The 24,895-nt window shown below is 63.0% G+C and carries 20 protein-coding genes and 1 tRNA gene; 18 read left to right on the forward strand and 3 right to left on the reverse strand.

The annotated features are described in order from the left end of the window. Positions 1–103 precede the first annotated feature (103 nt). The 3 genes from LT988_RS04795 to LT988_RS04805 all read left to right on the forward strand — a co-directional run bounded on the left by LT988_RS04795 (position 104) and on the right by LT988_RS04805 (position 3,464). The gene (locus LT988_RS04795; RefSeq protein ID WP_232409091.1) at positions 104–391 is read left to right on the forward strand and encodes a sll1863 family stress response protein; all 288 of its coding nucleotides are present in this window, start codon (positions 104–106) and stop codon (positions 389–391) included. Positions 392–799: 408 nt separating this feature from the next. Beyond that, positions 800–1,951, forward strand: a complete 1,152-nt coding sequence (locus LT988_RS04800) for a zinc-binding metallopeptidase family protein (protein ID WP_232409092.1) — start codon at positions 800–802, stop codon at positions 1,949–1,951. Between the two features lie 124 nt (positions 1,952–2,075). Next, entirely contained in the window at positions 2,076–3,464 is a 1,389-nt protein-coding gene (locus LT988_RS04805) for a DUF4139 domain-containing protein (protein ID WP_232409093.1), read from the forward strand. A gap of 167 nt (positions 3,465–3,631) precedes the next feature. Here LT988_RS04805 and ychF read toward each other — a convergent pair whose 3' ends face one another. The 3 genes from ychF to LT988_RS25210 all read right to left on the reverse strand — a co-directional run bounded on the left by ychF (position 3,632) and on the right by LT988_RS25210 (position 6,559). Further along, positions 3,632–4,723 (reverse strand): redox-regulated ATPase YchF, encoded by a 1,092-nt coding sequence (gene ychF / locus LT988_RS04810; RefSeq protein WP_232409094.1) that lies wholly within the window; start codon positions 4,721–4,723, stop codon positions 3,632–3,634. A 168-nt stretch (positions 4,724–4,891) separates the two neighbouring features. After that, entirely contained in the window at positions 4,892–6,382 is a 1,491-nt protein-coding gene (locus LT988_RS04815) for a mannose-1-phosphate guanylyltransferase/mannose-6-phosphate isomerase (RefSeq protein ID WP_232409095.1), read from the reverse strand. Between the two features lie 48 nt (positions 6,383–6,430). Beyond that, positions 6,431–6,559, reverse strand: a complete 129-nt coding sequence (locus LT988_RS25210) for a hypothetical protein (protein WP_269752102.1) — start codon at positions 6,557–6,559, stop codon at positions 6,431–6,433. Between the two features lie 107 nt (positions 6,560–6,666). Here LT988_RS25210 and LT988_RS04820 point away from each other — a divergent pair, with 107 nt between their 5' ends. The 15 genes from LT988_RS04820 (at position 6,667) to LT988_RS04890 (ending at position 24,786) form a co-directional block, all read left to right on the forward strand. Beyond that, a complete protein-coding gene (locus tag LT988_RS04820; RefSeq protein WP_232409096.1) occupies positions 6,667–7,479 on the forward strand; it encodes an inositol monophosphatase family protein in 813 nt (270 codons plus the stop codon). A gap of 64 nt (positions 7,480–7,543) precedes the next feature. Next, positions 7,544–7,987, forward strand: a complete 444-nt coding sequence (locus LT988_RS04825) for a tetratricopeptide repeat protein (protein WP_232409097.1) — start codon at positions 7,544–7,546, stop codon at positions 7,985–7,987. Positions 7,988–8,098: 111 nt separating this feature from the next. After that, a tRNA-Leu gene (locus tag LT988_RS04830) sits at positions 8,099–8,185 on the forward strand. Between the two features lie 466 nt (positions 8,186–8,651). Then, complete coding sequence (locus tag LT988_RS04835) at positions 8,652–9,755, forward strand: tyrosine-type recombinase/integrase (protein WP_232409098.1); 1,104 nt, start codon at positions 8,652–8,654, stop codon at positions 9,753–9,755. Between the two features lie 3 nt (positions 9,756–9,758). Beyond that, entirely contained in the window at positions 9,759–10,346 is a 588-nt protein-coding gene (locus LT988_RS04840) for a hypothetical protein (protein WP_232409099.1), read from the forward strand. A gap of 149 nt (positions 10,347–10,495) precedes the next feature. Then, positions 10,496–10,708 carry a hypothetical protein gene (locus LT988_RS04845; RefSeq protein ID WP_232409100.1) on the forward strand — a complete coding sequence of 71 codons (213 nt, stop codon included), beginning with the start codon at positions 10,496–10,498 and terminating at the stop codon, positions 10,706–10,708. A 206-nt stretch (positions 10,709–10,914) separates the two neighbouring features. Then, positions 10,915–13,509: a hypothetical protein gene (locus LT988_RS04850; RefSeq protein WP_232409101.1), complete on the forward strand. Its 2,595-nt coding sequence runs from the start codon at positions 10,915–10,917 to the stop codon at positions 13,507–13,509. 393 nt (positions 13,510–13,902) lie between these two features. Continuing rightward, positions 13,903–15,921: a type I restriction-modification system subunit M gene (locus LT988_RS04855; protein WP_232409102.1), complete on the forward strand. Its 2,019-nt coding sequence runs from the start codon at positions 13,903–13,905 to the stop codon at positions 15,919–15,921. Continuing rightward, entirely contained in the window at positions 15,918–17,027 is a 1,110-nt protein-coding gene (locus tag LT988_RS04860; protein WP_232409103.1) for a hypothetical protein, read from the forward strand. Before LT988_RS04855 ends, LT988_RS04860 begins: the two co-directional genes overlap by 4 nt. Further along, complete coding sequence (locus LT988_RS04865; protein ID WP_232409104.1) at positions 17,024–17,404, forward strand: hypothetical protein; 381 nt, start codon at positions 17,024–17,026, stop codon at positions 17,402–17,404. Before LT988_RS04860 ends, LT988_RS04865 begins: the two co-directional genes overlap by 4 nt. A 116-nt stretch (positions 17,405–17,520) precedes the next feature. Next, on the forward strand, positions 17,521–17,976 hold the full coding sequence (locus tag LT988_RS04870) for a restriction endonuclease subunit S domain-containing protein (protein WP_232409105.1): 456 nt from the start codon (positions 17,521–17,523) through the stop codon (positions 17,974–17,976). 78 nt (positions 17,977–18,054) lie between these two features. Continuing rightward, on the forward strand, positions 18,055–19,401 hold the full coding sequence (locus LT988_RS04875; protein ID WP_232406313.1) for an IS701 family transposase: 1,347 nt from the start codon (positions 18,055–18,057) through the stop codon (positions 19,399–19,401). 26 nt (positions 19,402–19,427) lie between these two features. Next, positions 19,428–20,228: a restriction endonuclease subunit S domain-containing protein gene (locus tag LT988_RS04880; protein WP_232409107.1), complete on the forward strand. Its 801-nt coding sequence runs from the start codon at positions 19,428–19,430 to the stop codon at positions 20,226–20,228. Further along, positions 20,225–21,544, forward strand: a complete 1,320-nt coding sequence (locus LT988_RS04885; RefSeq protein WP_232409108.1) for a hypothetical protein — start codon at positions 20,225–20,227, stop codon at positions 21,542–21,544. Before LT988_RS04880 ends, LT988_RS04885 begins: the two co-directional genes overlap by 4 nt. Further along, complete coding sequence (locus LT988_RS04890; RefSeq protein ID WP_232409109.1) at positions 21,541–24,786, forward strand: type I restriction endonuclease subunit R; 3,246 nt, start codon at positions 21,541–21,543, stop codon at positions 24,784–24,786. The genes LT988_RS04885 and LT988_RS04890 overlap by 4 nt, the downstream gene beginning before the upstream one ends. The last annotated feature ends 109 nt before the right edge of the window (positions 24,787–24,895 follow it).

The raw sequence follows: 24,895 nt of genomic DNA on the forward strand, positions 1-24,895 counted from the left end.
CGAACGGCCTCGCCGGACGCGGTTGCTTTCGGCACGGCGACGCGGAATACTCCGGTCCGCACTCCTTGCATGCCCTGATCCGATCTCGATGGAGGAAACAACAATGATCGACCGCAAAGTGTATATCGAAAAAATGAAGGCCAAGATGGACGAGTGGGACGCGGACATGGAGAAACTTCAGGCCAAGACTGAGAGTGCTCAGGCCGACATGAAGCTCCAATACGAGGAGCAGATGGAGCGACTGAGACAACAGCAGGACGAAGCCCGCGAGATGCTGACGAAGATGACCAACGCGAGCGAAGCGGCCTGGGAGGACATGCGCAAAGGCATGGAGAGCGCGTGGGAAGCCACCAGCAAGGCATTCATGGACGCCTTCTCGCGCTTCAAATAGTCCGTGAGATCGCCTCCGGCGGCTTTGTTCATTCAACCGGCTGGAAGCGGCGACGGCGATCGTCCCGAAGCGGCGACCTCTCGGAGTCGGCGCCTTGCAGTCGTCCTCTCCACCGGTCCGACGGCCGGCCGGTTGAGGCGTCGCCGGAAGAGCTCGGAAACGGGGCTAAACACACTTTGGTCGGACCGGCCCCGCTCATGAGACCGGCCACCCAAGCCTGAGAGGGCTGGCGACTCCCGCTCCGCGGTGTCACGGATGCCCGGTGGTGCGGCGTGCCACGATGGCCGGAGCGAACGAGCGCGGCCCCCTCGGCCGCTGATTCGGCTGACGGCGCTGAGATCCCCGCCCGGATCTCCGGTGACGGGCCTCGCGGCGGCATCATGTTAAGGCTCTGGAACCACCGGCGTTATGAAGACATTCGTCTGTCAGTCTTGCGGTCAACCGGTCTTCTTCGAAAATACCCATTGCACCCGCTGCGGCGCCGTCTTGGGATTCCTTCCGGATCAGATGCGCCTCTCGGCGCTCGTCGATGCGGGAGACGGGATCTGGGCCGCGGCGCCCCCATCCCCGTCGAGCCGGGCACGACCTCCCGGCTTCCTCGGCCGTCTCTTTCGCACGCGTGCTCCCGAACCCGGTCCGGGTGCAACTCGGCACTATCGCAAATGCCTCAACTACGCCGAGCACGACGTCTGCAATTGGATGGTGCCGGCGGAGAGCCCCGCCCGATTCTGTCTCGCGTGCGCCCCGAATCGCATCGTGCCCAACCTCGGGCGGCCCGGCAACCTGGAGAAATGGGCTCGCATCGAGCGCGGCAAGCGGCGCTTGGCCTACGGACTGCTGCGGCTCGGACTCTCGGTCGAGACACGGCATCAGAATCCCGAGCAGGGCCTCGCCTTCGATTTCCTCAGCAGCGAAGACGCGCCGCCCGATCAACCGATCATGACCGGCCACGCCTCGGGGCTCATCACCATCAATATCGACGAGGCCGATCCGGCACTGCGCGAGCGGGCACGGCTCGACATGGACGAGCGATATCGCACCCTGATCGGCCACTTCCGCCATGAAATCGGCCACTATTACTGGGACACCCTCATCCTCGACGGCGGGCGGTTGGAGGATTTTCGCGCCCTGTTCGGGAACGAGCAGACCGATTACGGAGAGGCCTTGCAACGCTATTACGAGGCCGGCCCACCTGCCGACTGGCAGGATCGGTTCATCACCCCTTACGCCAGTGCGCACCCTTGGGAAGACTGGGCAGAGACCTGGGCGCACTACATGCACATGGTCGACACCCTGGAAACCGCGGGGCATTTCGGCATCGAGGTCGAATGGCCGCTTCCGGACGGGAGCCGAGCGGTCTCGGATCCCGACTTCGACCCCTACGATCTGAAGGATTTTCAGCTGATGATCGAGCATTGGCTGCCGCTCACATACGCGATCAACAGCCTGAATCGCAGTATGGGCCAGCAAGACCTTTACCCCTTCGTCCTGCCGCAGCCGGCCATCGATAAGATGGCCTATATCCACAGGACGATCCGCGCGGCAGCCAAGCGATCTTAGTCGACAACCGCCGCGGAGAAACGATCACGACGAGCACACCATGTCCTCGACACCACTTCACTCTGGACCCCCTCGATCACCCTCGACCGCGGCCGTTCTTGCCGGCGTCGCGGCGAGCCTCATGATGTCCGCAACCATCGGAGCTGCCGTGGACCGGGAACAACGCATCGACGACAGCGCCCAAGAGTCGCTCGCGGTCACCATCTACAACGCCGATCTCGCCCTGGTGAAGGATCGCCGACGCGTCACCCTGAACTCGGCCGAGAACCGTCTCGCATGGCGCAACGTCTCACAGCGGATCCGACCCGAGACCGCCCTGCTCGCCGAGACTTCGGGGACACTTTCGGTTGACCTGCTGGAGCAGAACTTCGACTTCGATCTGCTCACCCCCGAAAGCCTCCTCCAAAAGTATGTCGGGCGCACCGTGCAGGTGATCCGCACCAACGACGCGGGTGAGCAGGAGATCGAAGACGCGATCGTCCTTGCCGCGAACCCGGCGCCGGTCCTGCGCTATGCGGATCGGATCGAGACCGCCGTGGTCGGCCATCTCGCCTTCCCCGACGTGCCGGAGGATCTGCGTGATCAGCCCACACTCGTTCTGCATCTGAATGCCGCGACCGGCGGCGAAGGTCTATTCGAGCTGTCCTATCTGACCGGCGGACTCGCCTGGAAGGCGGACTATGTCGCCGACCTCTCCGCCGACGGCGAACAGATGGACATCAACGGATGGGTCACCCTGACCAACCAGAGCGGCATCGCCTATCGGGGCGCTCAGGTGCAGTTGGTGGCGGGGGAGGTCAATCAGGTCACGGAAAACCTGCCGATGCCGATGATGGCGCGCGGCATGGTCATGTCGGCCGATGCGGCGATGCCGGAGGAAGAGACCCTCGCCGAGTACCATCTCTACACCCTGCCCCGCCCCACCGACATCCTGAACAACCAGACCAAGCAGGTCGCGCTGCTGACAGCACCACGTGTCCCGGTCACCCGCGAGCTCCTCGTCAGCGGCCAACCCTATGTCTATCAGTCCCGCACTTCCGACGGATGGACCAAGCTGCCGGTCGCTGCCACCCTGCGTTTCGAAAACAAGGGCGGCAGCCTCGGTATCCCGCTTCCGAAAGGGATCATGCGCGTCTACGCCAAGGACAGCCGAGGCAACGCCCAATTCGTCGGCGAAGACGCCGTCGACCATAGCCCGAAGAACGAGACCGTCACGCTCAAGCTCGGTGAAAGCTTCGACGTCACCGCACGCCGCCGCCAGACCGAGTTCAAGAAGCTCGCCGGGACAAGCGCTTATGACTACGCCTACGAGACTGCGTTCGAGTTGGAGTTGAAGAACGCCAAGGAGGCCCCGGTCACCGTCAAGGTCACGGAGCAGATCCCCGGCGACTGGACCATGCAGCAGGAGAGTCAACCGCATACCAAAGAGGCATCGAACCTCGCTTCCTGGACGCTGGCAGTCCCCGCCGAGGGCACGACGATCCTGACCTGGCGGGTGCAGGTCAGGTTCTGAGGTCGGGAGCGCAATGAGAAGAGAAGGAGACCCCGGAGATCTTCACCTTCGTTCGGTATCGGAACGATTCGAAAACAAGCAAAACGATCGACGACAGAATATGCCGAGCACATGTGACCTAGCGCCGCCCGACGCGAGAGCGTTCGGCAATACCCTGCACCGCGCAGCTAAACGTTGAACCTGAAGTGAACCACGTCGCCGTCCTTGACGACGTATTCCTTGCCCTCCGAACGCAGCTTGCCGGCCTCTTTGGCACCCTGTTCGCCCTTACAGGCGACGAAGTCGTCGTAGGCGATGACCTCGGCGCGGATGAATCCACGCTCGAAATCGGTGTGGATGACGGCAGCGGCCTGCGGGGCGCGCACCCCGGCCGGGATGGTCCAGGCTCGGACCTCCTTCTCGCCGGCGGTGAAATAGGTTTCGAGCCCCAGCAAGCGATAGCCGGCCCGCACCACACGGTTCAGACCCGGTTCCGTTAGCCCAAGCTCGGCGAGGAATTCGTCGCGCTCCTCGTCCTCCAGGTCGAAGATCTCGGCCTCGATGGCGGCGCAGACGGGCACGACCTCGGCACCCTCCTCCGCGGCGAGCGCGACCACCTTATCCAGAATCGGGTTGTCGACGAAGCCGTCTTCGGCGACGTTGGCGATATAGAGGGTCGGCTTGGCCGTCAGCAGGAAGAGATCGCGAACCTCCCGCAGCGCCTCCGCATCCAAGCCCATCGCGCGGACCGGCTTACCGGCATCGAGCTGATCGCGGATCTGCTCAAGCACGGCCTTGCGGGCCAGGATCTTTTTGTCGCCCGTCTTGACCATGCGCTCGGCGCGATCAAGGGCCTTGGTCACCGACTCCAGGTCCGCGAGCGCCAACTCGGTGTTGATGACCTCGATGTCGTCCAGCGGATCGACCCGCCCGGCGACATGTACCACGTCGTCGTTCTCGAAGCAGCGCACCACATGGGCTATGGCGTCGGTTTCGCGAATGTTGGCCAGAAACTTGTTCCCGAGCCCCTCGCCCTTGGATGCGCCGGCGACCAGACCGGCGATGTCCACGAACTGCATGGTCGTCGGAATCACCCGCTGGGGCTTGACGATGGCGGCAAGGACATCCAGACGCGGATCCGGCAGGGGCACCACGCCGACGTTCGGATCGATCGTGCAGAAGGGGTAATTCTCCGCCGCGATCGTCGCCTTGGTCAGGGCATTGAAGAGGGTCGACTTGCCGACGTTGGGCAGGCCGACGATCCCGCATTTGAATCCCATGGCTGTGTAAGGTCCGCTCGGAAAAACCCGCGAGTCTACAGGAGCCGGAGCCTCCTCGCCCCGGTTTTAAAGGGTCCTGATGTGACGACGCCTGTCTTCAGGGCATTAGGGGGCCAGGATGAGGGCCGGACGGCTCGGCGATCGAGAGCCGTCCGTGAGCGCAGACGATCAGTGCGTCTCCTTCGCCCCGCGGTTGTAGCGATCCTCGAAGCGCACGATGTCGTCCTCGCCGAGATAGCCCCCGGACTGGACCTCGATCAGCTCGAGCATGATGGTGCCGGGATTCTCCAAGCGATGCGACGAGCCGACCGGGATATAGGTCGACTGATTCTCGGTGAGCAGGAACGCCTTCTCGTCGCAGGTCACACGCGCAGTCCCGGAGACGACGATCCAGTGCTCGGCCCGATGATGGTGCATCTGTAACGACAGCGATTCGCCCGGCTTCACGATCAGTCGCTTGACTTGGTAGCGCGGCCCCTGCCCGATGGCCTCGTAAGACCCCCAGGGACGATGGACCCGCTGGTGGTGGCGATACTCGTTGCGCTGCTCGTGCTGTAGGAATTGGGTCACCGCCTTGACGTCCTGCGCATGCTCTTTGGACACGACCAGGACGGCATCCGGTGTCTCGACCACGATCAGGTCCTCGACCCCGACGGCGGCCAGCATCCGGTGGTGGGCAATCAAGAGATTGTTGCGAGCGTCGTGGACGAAGGCATCGCCGTCGAGCACATTGCCGGCCGCATCCTGATCGCGCACCTCCCAGAGCGCCGACCAGGCGCCGACGTCGGACCAGCCGACATCCAAGGGCACGACGACCGCGGGCGGACCGGCACCCCCGGTGTCCCGTGCCAGGGGCTCCATCACGGCATAGTCGATCGAGTCGCCCGGACAGGCACCGAAGTGTTCGGCATCCAGACGGAGAAAGTCCCCGTCGTGGGTCGCCGCCTCGAAGGCGTCCGCCACGGCTTGCGCGATATCCGGACGGAACCGCTCGATCAACCCCAGCCAGAGCGATGCGCGCAAGACGAAAATGCCACTGTTCCAGAGGTATTGGCCGGATTCTAGATAGCCCTCGGCCGTCTCGACATCCGGCTTTTCGACAAAGCCGTTGAGCAGATAGGCGTTCCCGGCGAGACCGTCGACCTCGTAAGCCGGACCCTGCCGGATGTATCCGTAGCCCGTCTCGGGCTTGCTCGGAACGATCCCGAACGTGACAACGGCGCCTTCGCGCGCAATCAAGCAGGCATCGGCGACGGCCGCTCGGAAACCGACCTCGTTGCGGATGGTATGGTCGGCCGGCATCACCAGCAGGACCGGATCGCTCCCGCCTCGGATCGCCGCCAGCGCCGCCAGACTCAGCGCCGGTGCAGTATTGCGTCCCTTTGGCTCAAGGATGATCTCGGCCGGACGACGACCCATCACGCGAAACTGCTCGGCAACCAGGAAGCGGTGCGACTCGTTGCAGACCACGATGGGATCGATCTGGCCAACGGCTTGGCGCGGGTGCTCCTCGTCGAGCCCGTCGAGCCGGCGCACCGTCTCCTGCAGCATGGTGTGCTCGCTGGTGAGCGCCAAGAACTGCTTCGGGTAGGCCTCGCGCGAGAGCGGCCACAGCCGCGTTCCCGAGCCGCCGGAGAGAATGACGGGTTGTAGTGGCATCGACGTACTCCTGGTCAAGGATTCCGGATCGTTTACAAGACGTCAAGATTAACGCAATTCGGTCGATGCGACCTCCGAAGCGGTATGCTCGAGCTCGATCGTCACACCGGCACTTCGGGTCGACGTGCCCTCGTGAAGCCCGCCGAGCACGGGCTCCTCGCCGATAGACAACGTCACGCGCAGTTGCATCTTCCCCGCGACCGCCTCACCTGATCCACCAAGGAGAGCTGCGGCCAACTGCACCCGGACGTTCACACGAACACCGATTTAACCAGAGACCCACGATGAAACCCGACCCGAACCTGATCGGCGACATCCTGCGCGAAGCCGCAGCCACCGAGATCATGCCGCGCTTTCACAGCATCCTCGCCGAGAGGAAGGCCGACGGCAGCCTTGTCACCGAGGCGGATTTCGCGACCCAGGCACGGATCGTCGAGGCCATCGCACGGGAGTTTCCGGAAACGCCGCTGTTGGGCGAAGAGATGTCCGCCGAAGATCAAGGCCGTCTCCTCACCGAGACCGACACCGGCGTCTGGATCCTGGATCCGCTCGACGGCACCGGCAACTACGCCAGCGGCTTCCCCGGCTTTTCGATCTCCCTGGCCTTCGTCGAGCGCGGACAGGTCACCCTGGGCGTCATCTTCGACCCGGTGCGCGACGAGTGCTTCTCCGCCGTACGCGGGTGTGGTGCGACGCTGAACGGCGAGTCCATCCGCCCCTTCGCCCCCGGTCCGAAGCTCAGTGATTGCCTGGCGATGATCGACATGAAACGTCTCCCGCCCGAGCGCATCCCCGCGCTGTTTCGGCCCGGCGGCTTTCGCTCCCAGAGAAACCTCGGATCGGTCGCGCTGGATTGGTGCTGGTTGGCCGCCGGCCGTTACCAGCTCTATCTCCATGGCGGCCAAAAACTCTGGGACTATGCCGCCGGGCACCTGATCGCATCCGAGGCCGGGGCTGCGTCGCGACTCTACGCCGACCGAGGCGCCACGGAGGCCACCGACTTCAGCCTGTCCCCCAGACTTGCCGTCGCGGCGTCCGACGACGCGCTGCTGCAACGCTGGCTCGACTTCGTCGACCTGCCGATGCGTTCGGCCTGAGCGGCACGTGCCCTCGCGCAACGGCACCGGCATCCCCCGACACCATCACCACGAGGAATCCAGCATGACCGAAGAGATCACCGACCTTGACATGGCCCTGTCGAGCGGCATTACCGCCTTCGAATACAAACAATTCTCGCGCGCCGCGGGCCTCCTTTCGCCGCTCGCCGAGCAGGGGATCCCAGACGCCCAATATCGAATCGCCATCATGGCCCAGAACGGTCTCGGCATGCTGCCCAACCCACTGCTGGCCTACACCTCCATGAAGCGCGCGGCCGAAGCCGGCCTCGCCCTCGCCCAGCACGGGCTCGCCTTCATGTACATGGAAGGCGAATGCACCGACAAGAATCCGGAAAAGGCCGTGCATTGGTTCAAGAAGGCTGCCGAGCAAGGTCTCGTCGGCTCCCTGACCACGCTCGCCATGATGTACGAGCAAGGCCACGGCGTGGAGAAGGATCTCGACGAGGCTAACCGGCTCTATCGGCTTGCCGGTTTCGACGAACGTTGATCCGAGCCGTGGAACTCGGATCGCTCGATGCCGGCGCGACCGGGCCGTATCCACACCCAGACGGCTGGCTAGCCATGAGTAAGCACCGCAGGTATACTACGCAGCTGCGTTGCCGGGGTGGCGAAATTGGTAGACGCATCAGACTCAAAATCTGACGGTGGCAACACCATGCCGGTTCGAGTCCGGCCCTCGGTACCAATAAAAGACAAGGGGTTAGGCCAAACGCCTAGCCCCTTTTTTGTTGCTGGACCTGTCCGCGTCGCACTCTCGTCGCACTGCAAAACAACACCCCACAACAAGAGCACCACCCGCAACCTCCCCCGCTAGACCATCTGTCCACGCCTGCGATCGACCGACCTGGAGCAGCAAAACCGACCCTCGGGGCGCCCGTTTTCCGCCGTACTGCGACCTAAGTGCGACGAAACACCGCATGATGCCTGTGATGTCATTTCAGTACATAAGGTTAGAAGCTAAGTGCTTCAGACTTTGTATCTGATGTTGGCGTTTGCGGTGCTTTATCGTAGACTGTTGGTGAAGAGAAGCAGGCCCCGAATCGGCGGCAACCGAAACGAGGCCCTAACCACCACCAGCCTGATGATGAGGTTCGGCAATGGCTACCGCGAAGTATACCGCCCGCAACAGCATGACCATGGGAGCCTGACCCATGGCAAGCATCACGGAACACAGCACCAGCACCGGCGCCAAGAGATACCGCGTCGAGATTCGCCTGAAGGGCTACCCGGCTCAGTGCCAGACCTTCGAGCGAAAGACCGACGCCCGGCGATGGGCGAGCCAGACGGAAGCCGCGATCCGCGAGGGACGGCACTTCAAAACAGCCGAAGCCAAGAAACACACACTCGCCGACCTGATCGACCGCTACACCCGCGACGTGCTGCCGAGACCCCCTCGCAAGTCCAAGCGCCCGCGCGGGGAGCGAAGCAAGCAAATCATTAAGGCGCAGCTCGAATGGTGGAAGGCAGAACTCGGCGCCTACACCCTCGCCGACGTGACGCCCGCCAAGATCGTCGAGGCCCGCGACAAGCTCGCCAGATCCACCAAGCGCGACGGCACGACCTTCTCGCCCTCTACCGTGGTCCGCTACATGGCCCCGCTATCCCATGCCTTCGGGATCGCGGTTCGCGAATGGGGATGGCTGGACGATTCGCCGATGCGAAAGGTAGACCGGCCGTCCGAACCGGACGGCCGCGTCCGATTCCTGTCCGGCGAGGAGCGCACCGCCCTCCTGAACGCCTGTACCGAATCCAAGAACCCTTGGCTCTACATCGTCGTTCTTCTCGCCCTGTCCACCGGCATGCGCAAGGGTGAACTGACGAATCTGCGCTGGCCGGACCTGGATCTCCCGAATCGACGGATCACCCTGCGCGAAACCAAGAACGGCGAGATCCGCGTCGTGCCGTTGGCCGGCCCTGCGCTTGAGGCACTGAAAGCACATGCCAAGGTCCGCCGCCTGGATACCGATCTCGTGTTTCCAGCCCCGGCGAAGCCCCCGAAGGCCGTCAAGCCGATGGATTTCCGGGCGGCGTGGGAAGCGGCACTGAAGCGCGCCGAGATCACCGATTTCCACTTCCATGACTTGCGCCACACCACGGCTTCCTACCTCGCCATGAACGGCGCGAGCCTCGCCGAGATCGCGGAAGTCTTGGGACACAAGACCCTCGCCATGGTGAAGCGTTACGCGCACCTCTCCGAAGCCCATACGGCCGGCGTGGTCGAGCGGATGAACCGCGCGATCTTCGGGGAGGGTTGAGGGATGACCCCAACCGTTGACTGGATTCGTTTTCTAGTCCTGATGGACGGGCAGTGTGAGCCGGGGCTTTCGGAATACGAGGTCTCGGAGTCCATGGCAAGGCTGGCACACCCCGGCGAGGAGGCATGGGATGAGATGACTGCAATCGAGCGAGCCGATTGGCGCGTCATTCAGCAGGAATCACAGCTCGCCCTACCCTGCCACCCGAGCGACGTGAAGCGATGGGCCGACAGTCAATTCCTGGATATCAGCCAAGAGCTGCAATACGCGATCAATGACGAGGAGATCGAGCGCATCCGCTTGAGTGAGCCCGAGCCAAGCGGAGCGCCTGGACGGATTGATTCCAGCGAGGTCGCGCGGGCGCGGGCCGACAAGCGGTGGGCGAAGCTCAATTCAGCGAAGACCGAGATCGAGCGCGAGGCGTTGCCCATGATTGTGCGCGGACAGATGAACCACGCTCAGATCGCCGCCGAACTCCGAGAGCGCGAGGAATTCAAGGCGTGCAGTCCTGCGCAGATAAGGAATGCCGTGAAGACCGCATGCAGGGAAGCGGGGCGTGAAGACCTCATCCTCGGCATCAAGCCCACCTGACCGCCGACAGACCCCAGGGTATGCATTATCCGACCCCCGCATATGCGGGGGTTCACGCATAAGCGGGGCAGACGCGCCCCCAATTCGCGCCGAACATGCTCAACAACAAGCGGCAACACCTGCCCCTTGAAGCACTCACAAGGCATGTTATGGCGAACCGAAACCTTCTGACCGTCAAGCAATTCGCCGACGCCAACCCCGCATTCACCGAAGCCGGGATCCGCTGGCAGATTTTCAATGAGAGGCACAACGGGCTCGCCGAGTCCGGCGCGATCCTGCGTCGCGGGCGCCGCGTCTACATCGACGTGGACCGCTATTTCGCTTGGCTCGATCAATCCAATGGCGTGCAGGCTGCGGCGTGAGGGGATCGGCCAATGAATCCGACCCCCAAAAACAGGCGCGGCCCGACCGGGGACGAGACCGGGCGAGCCGCCGAACACCAACCAGAACAGCGGCTTAATCGTAGCATCGAGGTCGGCATCTGTCGCGCCGCCGTCGCTGCTTGCCTCGCCGGTATTGCAATCACCGTGTGGGCTTTCGGTGTCGGCTCGGCTCTCGGAGGTGCAGCATGATGCAGCTAGCGCGATCGAAAGGCCCCGTCACCAACACCGCGCTGGAAACCTGGACGCTCACGTTCGAGGAGCTGACGGAGACGTTCCAGCGGACCCCGCGCGTCGGGCGCAAGGATGGAAGCTACTTCGTGCGCGGCCCCTTTTCCGAGGGCTACCCGACCCGCGGCGACGCGCATATCACCGAGGCGGCGCTGCTGATACTGGATGGAGACAGCACGCTCGACCCCGAAACCGGCGAGATCACCCCCGGCGCACCTCATCCCATGCTGGTGCATGAGGCGTTGCGCGATCTGGACATTGCCCATGTCGTCTATACGAGCGCGAGCCACGGACAACCCGGCAAGGGGAACCGCTACCGCGTGTTGATCCCGGCGACGATCCCCGACACGACGGCGCTGTCCGCTTGCGTGGAGTGGACTAGCGACCAACTGCACCGCGCAGGCGTGGCGGTGGCGGACGTGAAGGAGAATCACACCTGGAGCCAGCCGTGGTACTTCACGCGCAAGGCAACCCCCGAGGCCGAGTATTTGGTCTATGTCTGCGACACCGAGGAAGTCTTCGACGTGGGCGCGTGCGTCGCGTGGAAGGCCGCGCAAGATCCGCTGACCCCGCAGACACTGGAAGCGGCGGCGCTGGCGGGACCGAAACACGGATCGGGCGGCGGACTGTTCCGCCAGTACAACGCGCTTCACGGCAACCCCGAGGCCATGCTGGCAGTCTTGCAGGGGCACGGCTACGCGCTGAAGAACCGATCCGGCACGCTCAACGGGGAGCCGGTCTATCGGTTGTTGGCCCCCGGCTCGACGAGCAGCACGCCCGGCGTTGCGCTCTACAAAGCCCGCGACGGGCGATGGTTGGTTGCCAGTCATCACGGCGCGCATGACCCCCTGAGCGCGGCCCCGAGTAACGACGCCTTCGATTTGCTCAGGATCTTCGAGCACGGCGGCGATCAGGCCAGAGCGATGAACGCTTGGCGCAAGATCCTGGACCCCCGGCCGGTAGTGCGCATCGTGGGCGGGGCACTTCCCGGCAACCTCAGCGCGGCGGCGAAGGCGTTGGCGGGCGTGCAGCCCCCGGCTGTTTTTCAGCGCGGGCAGACGCTCTGTCGAGTGGCGCACCTGGAAGAGACCGGCGAGATCCAAGGCTGCACCATCCCCAAAGGAACGGCCACCATCGTGACCCTGCAACGCGCGGGGCTGATGGTCGAGCTTGGCAGGGCGGCCAAGTGGGAGCGCAAATCCGAAAACGACGAATGGTATGAAGTCGACCCGTGCAGCAAGGTGACGGCGGCGCTGCTGGAAGGCGTCGGCAATTGGGAGGGAATGCCGAGCCTCTTGGGAATCAGCGAGGCCCCCATCCTGCGCGACGACGGTACCTTGCATGCACAAGCGGGGTATGACCGGGCGACCCGGCTCTATGTCGAGGGGCGCTTTCCCGGATTCCAGCTGCCGGAGCGCATCTCTCTTGACGATGCCCAACGGGCGGCGGCGTTCCTGCTCCAACCCTTTCTGGAGTTCCCGTTCGTCGAGAGTCGGCTGGATCATGCCGTGGTGCTGGCTTACCTGCTGACCCTCGCACTGCGCCCGCAGATCCAGACGGCCCCCCTGGTCTGCGTATCGGCCACCACCCCCGGCACGGGGAAGGGGTTGTTGGTCGAGGCGTGCAACCTACTGGTGCGTGGGCGCGACGCGGCCATCATGCCCGCCATTCAAGGCACCAGCGCCGAGGAGGAGACCCGTAAGCGGATTACGGCCCTGCTGCTGCAAGGCGTCTCGTCGATCAACCTGGACAACTGGACCCGACCCATCGGCGGCGAGGCGCTGAACGCCCTGCTCACGGCCGGGGAATGGTCCGATCGGATCTTGGGGCGTAGCGAGACGGTTTCGCTGCCGGCGCGTCTCGCCCTCGCGGCCACCGGCAACAATCTCAGCGTGCGGGGCGACATGACCCGGCGAAGCCTGCTGATCCAACTGGACGCAGGCGTGGAGCGGCCCGAGCTGCGCGCCTTCAAGGAGCCGAACCTGACAGGCATGGTGACACGGCGGCGCGGCGAGCTGCTGGCGGCGCTGTTCGCCATCCTCAAAGCCTACCGGCAAGCGCATCAACCGGGCGTGTGCGAACGGCTGTTGGGGCGTTTCGAGCCGTGGAGCATGGCGGTTGCGGCGCCGATTCGCTGGCTCGGGTATCCCGATCCGACCGAATCACAGGCCCGCTTGCGCGAAGCAGACCCGGAGGCCGACAAGCTGGAGCTGTTCCTGAGCGCGTGGTTCGACATCCGGGGCGCGCAATGGACCACGGCGGCTGAACTGCTGCGCGAGGCCGAGGCGGTGGACTCATTCAGCACGACGCACAATGCCAAGCGTGCGGCACTCTCCGAGGCCCTGCTGGATGTCGCCAACGACGGGCGCGGGCGGATCAACCGCAAGGCGCTTGGATGGTATCTGCGCCACTTCGAGGGACGCATCGCGGGCGGGTTGCGCTTGATGAAGAAACCGCGCATCGGCAGCACCAAGGTCGCCCATGAGTACCGCGTCGAACGGCTCGCGGACTCACATTGGGCTGCCACCGGCACGGTCGGGCACCCGTTTTGAGGGCGAAAATAGGGTTTCTAGGGTTTCTAGGGTTTTTTTTCCTCAGAGAAAGTTTTGGGCTGATGAAGTCAGTTTCGCCAGAACACCGACGTGGGGAATATCCCCTTCCCCGGACGATACTTTCACCGGGCTCAAGAAACCCTAGAAACCCTAGAAACCCTATCCGGGGCGAAGCAGCAGAAGACCGGCACCTCCAACCAGAGACCGATGACCGCCTGAACACCTCGCGGCAACCACCACCCCGCAAACCGTCGAGTGCACCCGGCGCGGCTGCATGTTGAAGCACGCTGATCCGGCGTTTTGGTCCCGACCGATTGATCGGGGTCTTGGAACATGGCGAGACGAGCCGGCACAAGGCATGATACGTGTCTGTTTGCGCGACTGGAGTCGAGAATGGCGGAAATGACAGGCTCGGGGACGTCCTTGGCGGACTTCATTTGGAAAAACGCCGAGGATCTCTGGGGGGATTTCAAGCACACGGATTTCGGCAAGGTTATCCTGCCCTTTACCCTGCTCCGGCGTTTGGAATGCGTGCTGGAACCCACTCGGGCGGAAGTGCGCGAGGCGTATCTGACGCATCGGGACAGTGGTATGGCCCTGGACCAGATCTTACCCGGTATCTCGGGTTTCCCTTTTTACAACACCTCTGAGTACTCCCTGGCGACATTGGGCGGTACCAAGACGCGTCAAAATCTCCAGGACTATATTGCCCGTTTTTCGGACAACGCCCGCGTCATCTTTGAGCAGTTCGAGTTTGGAAACACCTTGACGCGCTTGGACAAGGCGGGGCTCCTCTTCAGGATCTGCCGGAATTTCGCGACGATCGACCTGCATCCCGATGCGGTCCCCGATCGGGTCATGAGCAATATTTACGAGCACCTGATCCGTCGCTTCGGCGCCGAGGTCAACGAAGGCGCCGAGGACTTCATGACGCCCCGCGATGTGGTCCACCTGGCCACCACACTCGTGCTGGACCCGGACGACGCCCTGTTCGAGTCAACGCCGGGTCTCATTCGGACCCTCTACGATCCGGCCTGCGGGACAGGCGGCTTTCTCACCGACGCCATGAACCATGTCGCCGATCACGGCAGCCGCTTCCAGGTGCCGCCAGCGCTCATTCCACACGGACAGGAACTTGAACCCGAGACCCATGCCGTTTGCCTGACGGCCATGCTGCTGCGTACCCTGGAGACCGATCCAGGGCGCGATCTGTCGCAGAACATCAAGCTCGGCAGCACGCTCTCCGACGATCAGTTTCCCGGCGAGCGCTTTCATTATTGTCTTGCCAATCCTCCCTTCGGTAAGAAGTGGGAGAAAGATCAAAAGGATGTCACGCGGGAGCACAGGGAGAAGGGCTACGCCGGCCGCTTCGGTCCCGGCCTGCCGCGCATCAACGACGGCTCCATGCTGTTCCTGCAGCACCTGGCCAGCAAGATGGAGTGCCCCGAGCACGGCGGCGGGCGCGTGGCGATCGTGCTGTCAGGGTCACCACTGTTCAACGGCGGAGCGGGTTCCGGCGAGTCCGAGATCCGGCGCTGGCTGCTGGAGCACGACCTGGTGGAGGCCATTGTCGCTCTTCCCACGGAGATCTTCTTCCGTACCGGGATTGGCACCTACTTGTGGATCCTCTCCAACCGAAAACCGGTCGAACGAATTGAGAAGGTGCAGTTGATCAACGCCACCGACCTGTGGACCTCGATCAGGAACGAAGGCAACAAGCGGCGGATCGTTAGTCCCGAGCAGATACGCGAGATCGCCGACGTCTATGCCGCGGCCGAAACTCGCGGCATCAGCCGGATGCTCGACTATCGCACCTTCGGCTACCGGCGCATCAAGGTGCTGCGTCCGCTGCGGATGGTGCTAAGCATCGACGAAGAGCGACTTCCGCGCCTGCACGTCGCCAATGCCTGGCTGAAGTTGTCCGACGAGCAGCGAAGGACCTGGGAAGCGGCGCTCAAACCACACTTGGGTCAGGAATACCCCTTCCTCTGGGCGGAGTCGTTCGTCGGGGAGGTGACATCGATCTGTTCCGCCGCCGGCAAGGTCGGCAAGCCCTTCGTCAAAACGCTGATCGATGTCTTCGGCAAGAAGGACCCCAACGGAGATCCGGTCCGTCGGCCGAACGGCGTGCTGATTCCCGACCCCGATTCGACCGACTACGAGAACGTCCCCCTCGGCCAAGACATCGAAGACTATCTTTCCAGGGAAGTCCTGCCCCATGTGCCGGATGCCTACATCGACGAGGACTTTCTCGACGAGAAAGATGGACAAATCGGCCGGGTCGGCTATGAGATCAACTTCAACCGCTTCTTCTACCGCTACGAGCGTCCCCGCCCCTTGGAGGAGATCGACGCCGACCTGAAACAGGTCGAAGCCGAGATTGCCGAACTGCTTGGAGAGGTCACGACATGAATCAAGTGTTCCTGAAACCGCGACTGGTCGGTCGCCGTTTCGACGAGCATACGCTTCCCCTCGAAATCCTGACGGACTTCGCCGCTCTGGAATCGATGCTTGTCGAGGTGGCCAAGCGTGAGTTTCGGCAGGCGAATCCCAGTCGCGCCCGCATTCCGAAAGGCTTCACCAAAGGATTCGAGCTGCATCTCACCGCCGTCGAGAGTGGCAGCGCGGTTCCGGTCATTGCAATCGTGTTTCCTTCGCTGCTCCCACCATCGGCTGTCGACTACTTCGAGCAGGCCAGAGACAAGATCATCGAGGCGATTGCCAGCGTCGAGCTGGGTCAACAGCCGACTCTGGCCCCGGAGCTGCTGCGCTACTTCGACCGATTCGGGCGTGGGCTTCGCGAGGGGGAGGCGATCGAATTCACGCGCTCCGGCGGACAGACGACCGCATTGACGCCCGCGATTCGAGAACGGCTGTTGCGCGCCTCTCAGGCTGAAGAGTGGACCGAGGAGGTCACGCTCAAGGGACGTATTCCCGAGGTCGATCAAGCGGACCTGACCTTCGAGCTGGAGCTGAGCGATGGCCTCAAGCTTAAAGCGCCACTCGCGGAGCAGCAACGCGAGACCGTTCTGCAAGCCTTCGCGACCTACCGCGAAGGACAGATCGTCGCGGTGCAGGGTGTCATCAAACGCGATCGCGCCGAGCGTCCGAAGTCATTCGAGTCCATCGAACACATCAGCCCATTAGATGCGCTGGATGTCGAAACCCGCCTTGAGGAGCTTGCGGCGCTCCCTGACGGATGGCTCGATGGCAGAGGCAAACGCCTTGATCCTGTCGCCTTGCGTTCCTTGGCACAGGCGTTCGACGACTACTTCGATTCCCAGCTGCCGCTACCGTACCTCTACCCGACGGCTGAAGGCGGGGTTCAAGCCGAATGGAGCCTGGGCGATTGGGAGGTCTCGCTAGAGATCGACCTCGGGGGTCGCACGGCCCTCTATCAGGCGGTGCGGTTGAGCACGGACCAGACGCGTGAGCGGACGATTGATCTATCGCTCGGGCAAAAGGAATGGGGCAGGCTCAATGAGGAGTTGTGGAGCCTGGGGGGGGTTGGCGCGTGAGGTCTGAAACGCTGTTGCTCCGCCAGATCCACCCGAACTTCGTCCAAGCAGGCCGTGCGACCTCGCAAGCGTTTCGCCCCACGCCGAAGGACGAGCAGCGATTGTCCGTGGATAACGGAGACTTGATCGAGGCGGAGGCCGCCTGGAAGCGTTTTGTCAGCAATCCAGCCTGCTCCTCGGCTGGTGTCATGGCTGTGCTCCACGGGGAATGCGATGCCCAGTCACTGGCCGTGATCGAGGATGGCGTCCCCTATCCCGAACACTGCTCCATCGATTTCTCTGCCTTCGAGAAGCGCGAGATCGAGCGCAAGGCCAAGCACTTGTCCCGCCAGGCACAGGGCCGGGGTTGGCTGTTCGAGGCGAGTGGAGCGGCATGAGTCACTGCAAGCCATATCCAGCATACAAGGATTCAGGGTCAGCCTGGATCGGCCAAGTCCCCGAGCATTGGATTGTAGCGAAGCTGGCATTTCGGTACCACGTAGCGCTGGGCAAGATGCTCGATGAGAAGCGGATCAAGGGGCATCACTTAGTTCCCTATTTGCGCAACCAGGATGTGCAATGGGGGCGGATCAATACCATCGGCTTGCCAGAGATGGACATCGTCCCAGAAGAGATGGACCGGTATTCGGTATCTCAGGGCGATCTATTGGTTTGCGAGGGTGGTGAAGTGGGCCGTGCAGCGGTTTGGCGAGGACCAGACGGGGTCTTCGGCTACCAGAAGGCGCTCCACCGACTTCGGCCAGTATCGTCTGATTCGGATATAGCCGAGTTCATGTATTACTCGCTGATCGCGGCGAGCGTTTGCGGGACATTTCAGGAAGGGGATACAAAATCGACGATCTCACATCTCCCGGCAGAGAAGTTCCGCACGTATCGCTTCCCTTATCCTCGACTTTGGCCATTTCCGGGCCTCGGCGGAAGCGCCGCGAGGCGCCGGGAGCGACGGTGACAGACCCGATTGATGTGGCGGCAGAGGGCCGCGGACGGTATCGTCCGATGTCGACCAAAACCTCGGACCTGCCCGCGGATGTTCCCTCTGCCAGCCTCGATTGTATCTGTTCTGCAGCCCTTTGCCTGCCTGTTCACCGCGCCGACCCTGGCGCATCTGCACGTCTTGCTCACGGGAACGCTGCTGGCGCAAGGACCACGCACGGTGACGGCGGCACTGCGGGCGATGGGGCTGAGCGCGGAGCGGCGCTTCGAGCGTTACCACCGGGTGCTGAATCGGGCGCGTTGGTCGTCGCGCCAAGGGGCGCGGATTCTGCTGGGGTTGTTGCTCGGGATGTTGCCGGCGCAGGTGCCGATCGTGGTGGCGGTCGACGAGACGCTGGAACGGCGCAAGGGCGCGCGCATTCGAGCGAAGGGGATGTATCGCGATGCGGTGCGCTCCTCGCGCGGCAAGGTGGTGACCTGTTTGGGGCTGGAGTGGATCTGCATGGCGTTGTTGGTGCCCGTGCCGTGGAGCACGCGGCCTTGGGCGCTGCCCTTTCTCACCCGCTTGGCGCCGTCGAAACGGGCCGACGAGGCGGCCGCGCGGCACCATCGCACGGTCGTGGAGCTCACCATCGGGATGGTCTGGCTGGTCTCGCGCTGGCTGCAGCAACGCCGCTGGATCCTGCTCGGCGACGGCAGCTACTCCTGCATCCAGCTGGGGTGGGAAGTGCTGGCTGCGCAAGCGACCCTGATCACGCGCCTGCGCCTGGATGCACGCCTGTTCGCCTTTCCCGAGCCGGTGCCCGCCGGGCGGCGCGGCCCCAAGCCGAAGAAAGGCGGCGTACTGGCCAAGCTCGCCACACGCGAGGAAGCGGCGCACACCCGAGGCGAGGAGGTCGCGATTCAATGGTACGGACAGCCCAAAACGCTGCGCCTGCTCAGCGAGGTGTGTCTGTGGCACACCGCGGGATGGCCGCCGTTGCCGATTCGCTGGGTGCTCGTGGTCGATCCCGAGGGCCGGCTGCCGACGCAAGCCTTCTTCACCACCGACCTGAACATGGCGCCGGCCCGCGTCGTGGAGCTGTTCGTCCAGCGCTGGTCGCTCGAGGTCACCTTCGAGGAAGTCCGTCGCCACCTCGGCGTCGAGACCCAGCGCCAGTGGAACGACCTGGCGATCGCACGCACCACGCCGATGCTGATGGCGCTGTTCTCGCTCGTCTGTCTCATGGTCTACCGGTGGCGCGAGCGCTGGGACGCCCTGCCGCGCTCCACGGCCTGGTATCTGAAGTCCCACGCCACCTTCTCCGATTGCCTGGCCCTGGTGCGGCGCACCATCTGGGCCGAGGAGAATTACGCCTACTCACGGTCCGAGGGGGAGATGGTCCTAATTTCGTCCAAGCGACTCGATCGCCTGCTGGAACAGCTCGCGGCGACCGCCTAGATTGGCCAAAGTCGAGTTATCCTGACTTGCTCGAACAAGAACAAATTTGTCTCGCCCTCGACCGCGAAACCGCCCGCATCGACGCCCTCATCGCCAAGAAGACCCGCTTCATTGAGCTGCTGAAGGAGAAGCGCCAGGCGCTCATCACCCACGCCGTCACCAAGGGGCTGGACCCGGACTTGAAGAAGAGGGATTCCGGGGTGGAGTGGATTGGGGAGGTGCCAGAGCATTGGGAGCGGTACCGAATGGCTATTCTCTTTGACGAAGCGATTAGAGTCGGCGTCGCTGATCTCCCGATCCTGTCCATTTCAATCCACGACGGCATCACCGATGAAGAACTGAATCCAGAGGATCGGGAAAGACAAATCTACCACATCGAGGACCGCACGAAGTATAAACGGGTTTTGCCAGGGGACATAGCCTACAACATGATGCGTGCATGGCAAGGCGCATTCGGGGCTGTGCGAGTCGAGGGACTTGTCAGTCCAGCATACGTCGTCGCACAGCCCAAACGGGTTTTTCGCACGGAGTACGTTGAGCACTTGCTGCGCACACCGATGGCCGTTGAGGAGATGCGGCGCTTTTCTCGCGGAATTGCCGATTTCCGAATGCGGCTTTATTGGGAGTACTTCCGAGACGTATGTGTGTGTTTGCCATCCGTGGACGAGCAAGACGCCATCCTTGATTACATCCAACGAGAAACCATTCGAATCGATGCGCTATCAATTAAGACTCAACACAGCATCGACCTCCTCAAAGAACGCCGCGCCGCCCTCATCACGGCCGCCGTCACTGGACAGATTGACCTGCGGGAGGATGCCGCATGAGCACCTTCTGCGCCGTCAATGACGACGCCCTGATCGCTTTGATCCGGCAGGCCGGCCGCCGCATCGTCTACATCGGCCCAGGACTCTACCTGCCCGTTGCGAAGGCGCTGAGCGATCGCTTCGATGAGATCGGAAAGCTGGAAGTAACCCTGATCCTCGATGCGGATGAGGATGTGTGCCGCATCGGATTCGGCGAGATCGCCGCGCTTCAGGAGGTCCACCGCCAGACCCAGCGAGCCGGGTTCTATGTTCGCTACCAGCCGGCGCTTCGCATTGGTGTCCTTCTGGCCGATGACCGAACGCTCGTCTGGTCGCCAACGCCGCGCTCAGTCGAGGACGCGCCCGAAACCGCCAATCCGTCGGCGTCCGCCGTGGACAAGGCCCCCAATGGCCTCTTTCTTGGCGCAAACCCCGGCGAGCAGATCGCGCAAGCCGTCTGCGCCGAGGGGACCGATACCCATCAACGCGATGCGGAAATCGGCACGCGCGCGGTGAGCCCGGAGCGGGTCGCCGAGGTCGCCAAGGCACTGGCCGACAACCCACCGATTCCGGTCGATCTCGCGCGTGTGACGCGGGTTTTCAGCACCAAGCTTCAGTTCGTCGAGCTCAAGGTGAAGGGCGCCAAACTGGCGCGGCGGCAGATCCGCATCTCCAGTGACCTTCTCAACGCCGATGCGTCCGAACAGTTGCGGAGCCTGCTGGACGCAAAGTTGCGCGCATTCGCGGACTTCAAGGATAGGGAGATCGAGGTGCCGATGTTCGTCCGGGGCGAGCCGGCGTTCGACAAAAGTAGCAACCCGTTGCTGGAGCCCGTCAGCGAAGCGACCTTGAGCCGGGAGCGCCACGCGATCGAGTCGGACTTTCTCTACGACATACCGGGCTTCGGGCGTCTGATGGAGCGGACGCGGCGCGCTGAGTTCGAGGCACGGGTCGAGGCTTACGAGACCCGTTTGATGGCCCACTCGGAGGGCATGCGCAAGACCATTGCTCGGGAAGCAGAGGAGATCATCCGCGATACGGTCAACTTGATTGGCGAACGGATTGCCCGAGCGACTGCGTCACCTGGCCACACTGTCATTGACCGGGGCAAACTGGCCGATGAGTTGCACAAGACCTTGAGCCGGGTCGAGGATGAGGCGCCCACGGTCAACTACGTCTTCAAGGAAGTGACCTACGAGCAGACGCAGGACGAGGATTTCCGCAAGAAGCTGGACCGGGCGCTGCCCGCGACCGTGAAGCGTCGGCTGGGGAACTGGTACGAGAAGTTCAGCGCCGCGAAACAGGTTCAAGAAGCGAATAACGAGATCCAGCCATGAATGGCGATACCGCGCATCGGGAAAGGCATTTCGAGGCATCCATCCTTGCCCAGTTGGAAAAGGAGGGCTGGCTGGTCGGCGACACGCGCCACTTCGACATTGAGCACGCGCTCTATCCCGACGACCTCATCGCCTGGCTGGAGGAGACCCAACCCGAGAAGTGGGCGAAGCTCCAGAAGGATCACGGCGAGCGCGCACGCGCGGTGCTGCTGGATCGTCTTGTCGGAGCATTGGAGCGGCAAGGCACCATCCATGTGTTGAGACGCGGCTTTTCGATCGCCGGGTGCGGTCACATCGACCTCTCCGAGACCGCGCCCAAAGACCGGCGCAACGCGGACGTGCTCAAGCGCTATGCCGCCAACCGATTGCGGGTAGTGCCCCAACTCCAGTATCACCCAGCGCGCAAGCTGGCGATCGATCTGGTGTTCTTCATCAACGGGCTGCCGGTGGCTACCGTGGAGCTGAAGACCGACTTCACCCAGTCGGCCGAGGCGGCCATGGAGCAATACCGAACCGACCGACTCCCGTTCGATCCCAAGACCAAGCGCCGCGAGCCGTTGTTGACCTTCAAGCGCGGGGCGATCGTCCATTTCGCCATGTCCGATTCGGATGTTCGCATGGCGACCCGGCTCGACGGGGAGAATACCCGCTTCCTGCCCTTCAACCGGGGCCATGAGGGGCGCGCGGGCAATCCGCCGCGCGCCGATGGGGATTATCCGGTCGCCTACATGTGGGAGTGGGTCTGGCAACGGGATGCCTGGCTGCGGATCTTCCACAGCTTCGTCTATATCGAGAAGAAGGATGCGGTGGACCTGCGCGGCAACTGGTCCAAGCGCGAAACCCTCATCTTTCCGCGCTTCCATCAGTGGGAGTCGGTCAACGCGATGGTCGCCGACGCCAAGCCTAACGGGCCGGGTCTGTCGTATCTCTGCGAGCACAGCGCCGGCTCGGGCAAGACCAGCACCATCGCTTGGACCGCGCACGATCTCGTCAAGTTGCGCCGGGACAACGGCGAGCCGGTTTTCAACAGCGTCATCATCGTCACGGATCGCACGGTGCTGGATAGCCAGCTCCAGGACGCCGTCAAGCAGATCGACCATCAATTCGGGATGATCGCGGCGATCGACCGGCAGACATCCGCGAAGCCCAAGAGCAAACAGTTGGCGGATGCCCTGTTGGACGGTACCCCCATCATCGTGGTGACCATCCAGACCTTTCCCCATGCCCTGGAGGCTATCCTCACGGAGGAAGGTCTGAAGGACAAACGATTCGCGGTGATCATCGACGAGGCCCACAATTCTCAGACCGGTACCACGGCGACCAAGCTCCAGGCCGTGCTCTCGCTGACAGCCAAGGGCGATCTAGCCGAGCTGACCGTGGAGGAATTGCTGGAGAGACTCCAGAAATCCCGCATTCGCCCCAAGAACATCAGCTACTTTGCCTTCACGGCGACGCCCAAGCATTCCACATTTGAGTTATTCGGGACGCGACCTGACCCCTCGCGACGGTCTGCGAAGGACAATCTGCCTGGGTCGTTTCGCCGTTACCGCATGCGTCAGGCCATTGATGAGGGCTTCATCCTTGACGTGCTGCGCGGTTACGTGCCCTACCAGACGGCTTTCAATCTGGCCAAGCAGTTCGAGGACACCAAGCGGGTGAGCGGCAAGCGCGCTAAAAAAGCGCTGGCGCAGTGGATGACCCTGCACCCCACCAACGTCACCCAGAAGGTCCAGTTCATCATCGAGCACTTCAGCCGTAACGTCGCCCCGTTGCTGGATGGCAAGGCCAAGGCGATGGTGGTGACCAGCTCACGCGCGGCGGTCGTGCGCTACAAGAAGGGCCTCGACCGTTACATCGAGACCCACCCGGAGCATTCAGGAATCCGTGCCCTTGTGGCTTTTTCCGGCAAGCTCACCGGCAAGCAGGTGATGCATGCCGATGACGAGCGTCTGGCAGAGGACGTTTTTGAAGTGGGCGCGGGCGAGGAGTTCACCGAGATCAGCATGAACCCGGGCCTGCCAAGCCCGGATCTGCGCCGGGTTTTCGACCGCCCCGAGTATCGGGTGATGCTGGTCGCCGACAAATTCCAGACGGGCTTCGACCAGCCGAAGCTGGTGGCCATGTACATCGATAAGAAGATCGCCAACGATGTCGAGATCGTCCAGACCTTCTCGCGCCTCAACCGGACGCATCCCGGCAAGGACGAAACCTTCATCATCGATTTCGTGAACGACCCCGAGAATGTGCGGCGCGCTTTTGCGATGTTCGACGAGGGCGCGCGCATCGAGGAGGCGCAGGATCCCAATGTTGTCTACGAGATCAAGGATGCACTCGACGCGGCCGGTCTATACGAGCCCGATGACCTCGCGGATTTCAAGGCGGCGCGCTTCAAGAGCCTCCGCGACATCGCCAGTGCGCGCGATCCCCAGCACAAGGCACTCTACGCCGCGACCGAGCGCCCTACGCGGCGGTTCAACGAGCGGTTGAAGGTCCTGCGTGATGCGGTCAGCACCTGGGAAGGGGCTTTCGAGAAGGCCCATCGCGAGGGCAACACGGTCGCCGAGAAGGCAGCCGACTACCAGCGACGCGACTTCGCCAAACAGATGGCGGATCTGACGAGCTTCAGAAGCGGACTCAGCCGCTTCTGTCGCGCCTACACCTATATCGCCCAATTGATTGATCTCGGCGAACCCGAGCTGGAGAGCTTTGCCGCCTTCGCCAAGCTGCTGCGCAAGCGGCTGGATGGGGACACGCCCGAGACCATCGACCTGAAAGGGCTGTTGCTGACCGGCTTCGACATCAAGGCCAAGCAGGACGATGTCAAACCCGAGACCGACAAACCGTCATTGAAACCGATGGGGCCGGGTGGCGCGAGTGGTCCGGATGACCCCGACTACCTGAAAGAGATCATCGAGCGACTGAATCGACTGTTCGGCGATGCTGCTCCACTGCGAGACCAGGCCGTCTTCGTCAACCACATCGTCTCGATCGCCAAGGAAAACGCGGTAGTCATGGCTCAAGTCGAGAACAGCGCGCGGGACCTGGCTTTGAAAGGCAGTCTGCCCGGAGCGGTCAGGCAGGGCGTCGTCAGGGCACTCAAATCCCACCAGGGGCTTGCGATGCGTGTCCTGAGAGAAGACCGGCAGGCGATGGATGGGCTCACGGACATCGTCTTCGAGCTGATTCATAGCGGCCGTTTGATTGACCTGGATGATACGAACATGGGCATGACACCTGAGTGAGCGGAGGATTGCGGCAGAGCCTCATTCGCGCCGCGAAAATTTGAGCACGATGCTTGGAGCTGACAACAATCGAGGAGCATGAGCGATAACTGTAGAACGAAGCGAGGCC

Source organism: Thiocapsa bogorovii (assembly GCF_021228795.1).
Lineage (GTDB): Bacteria > Pseudomonadota > Gammaproteobacteria > Chromatiales > Chromatiaceae > Thiocapsa > Thiocapsa bogorovii.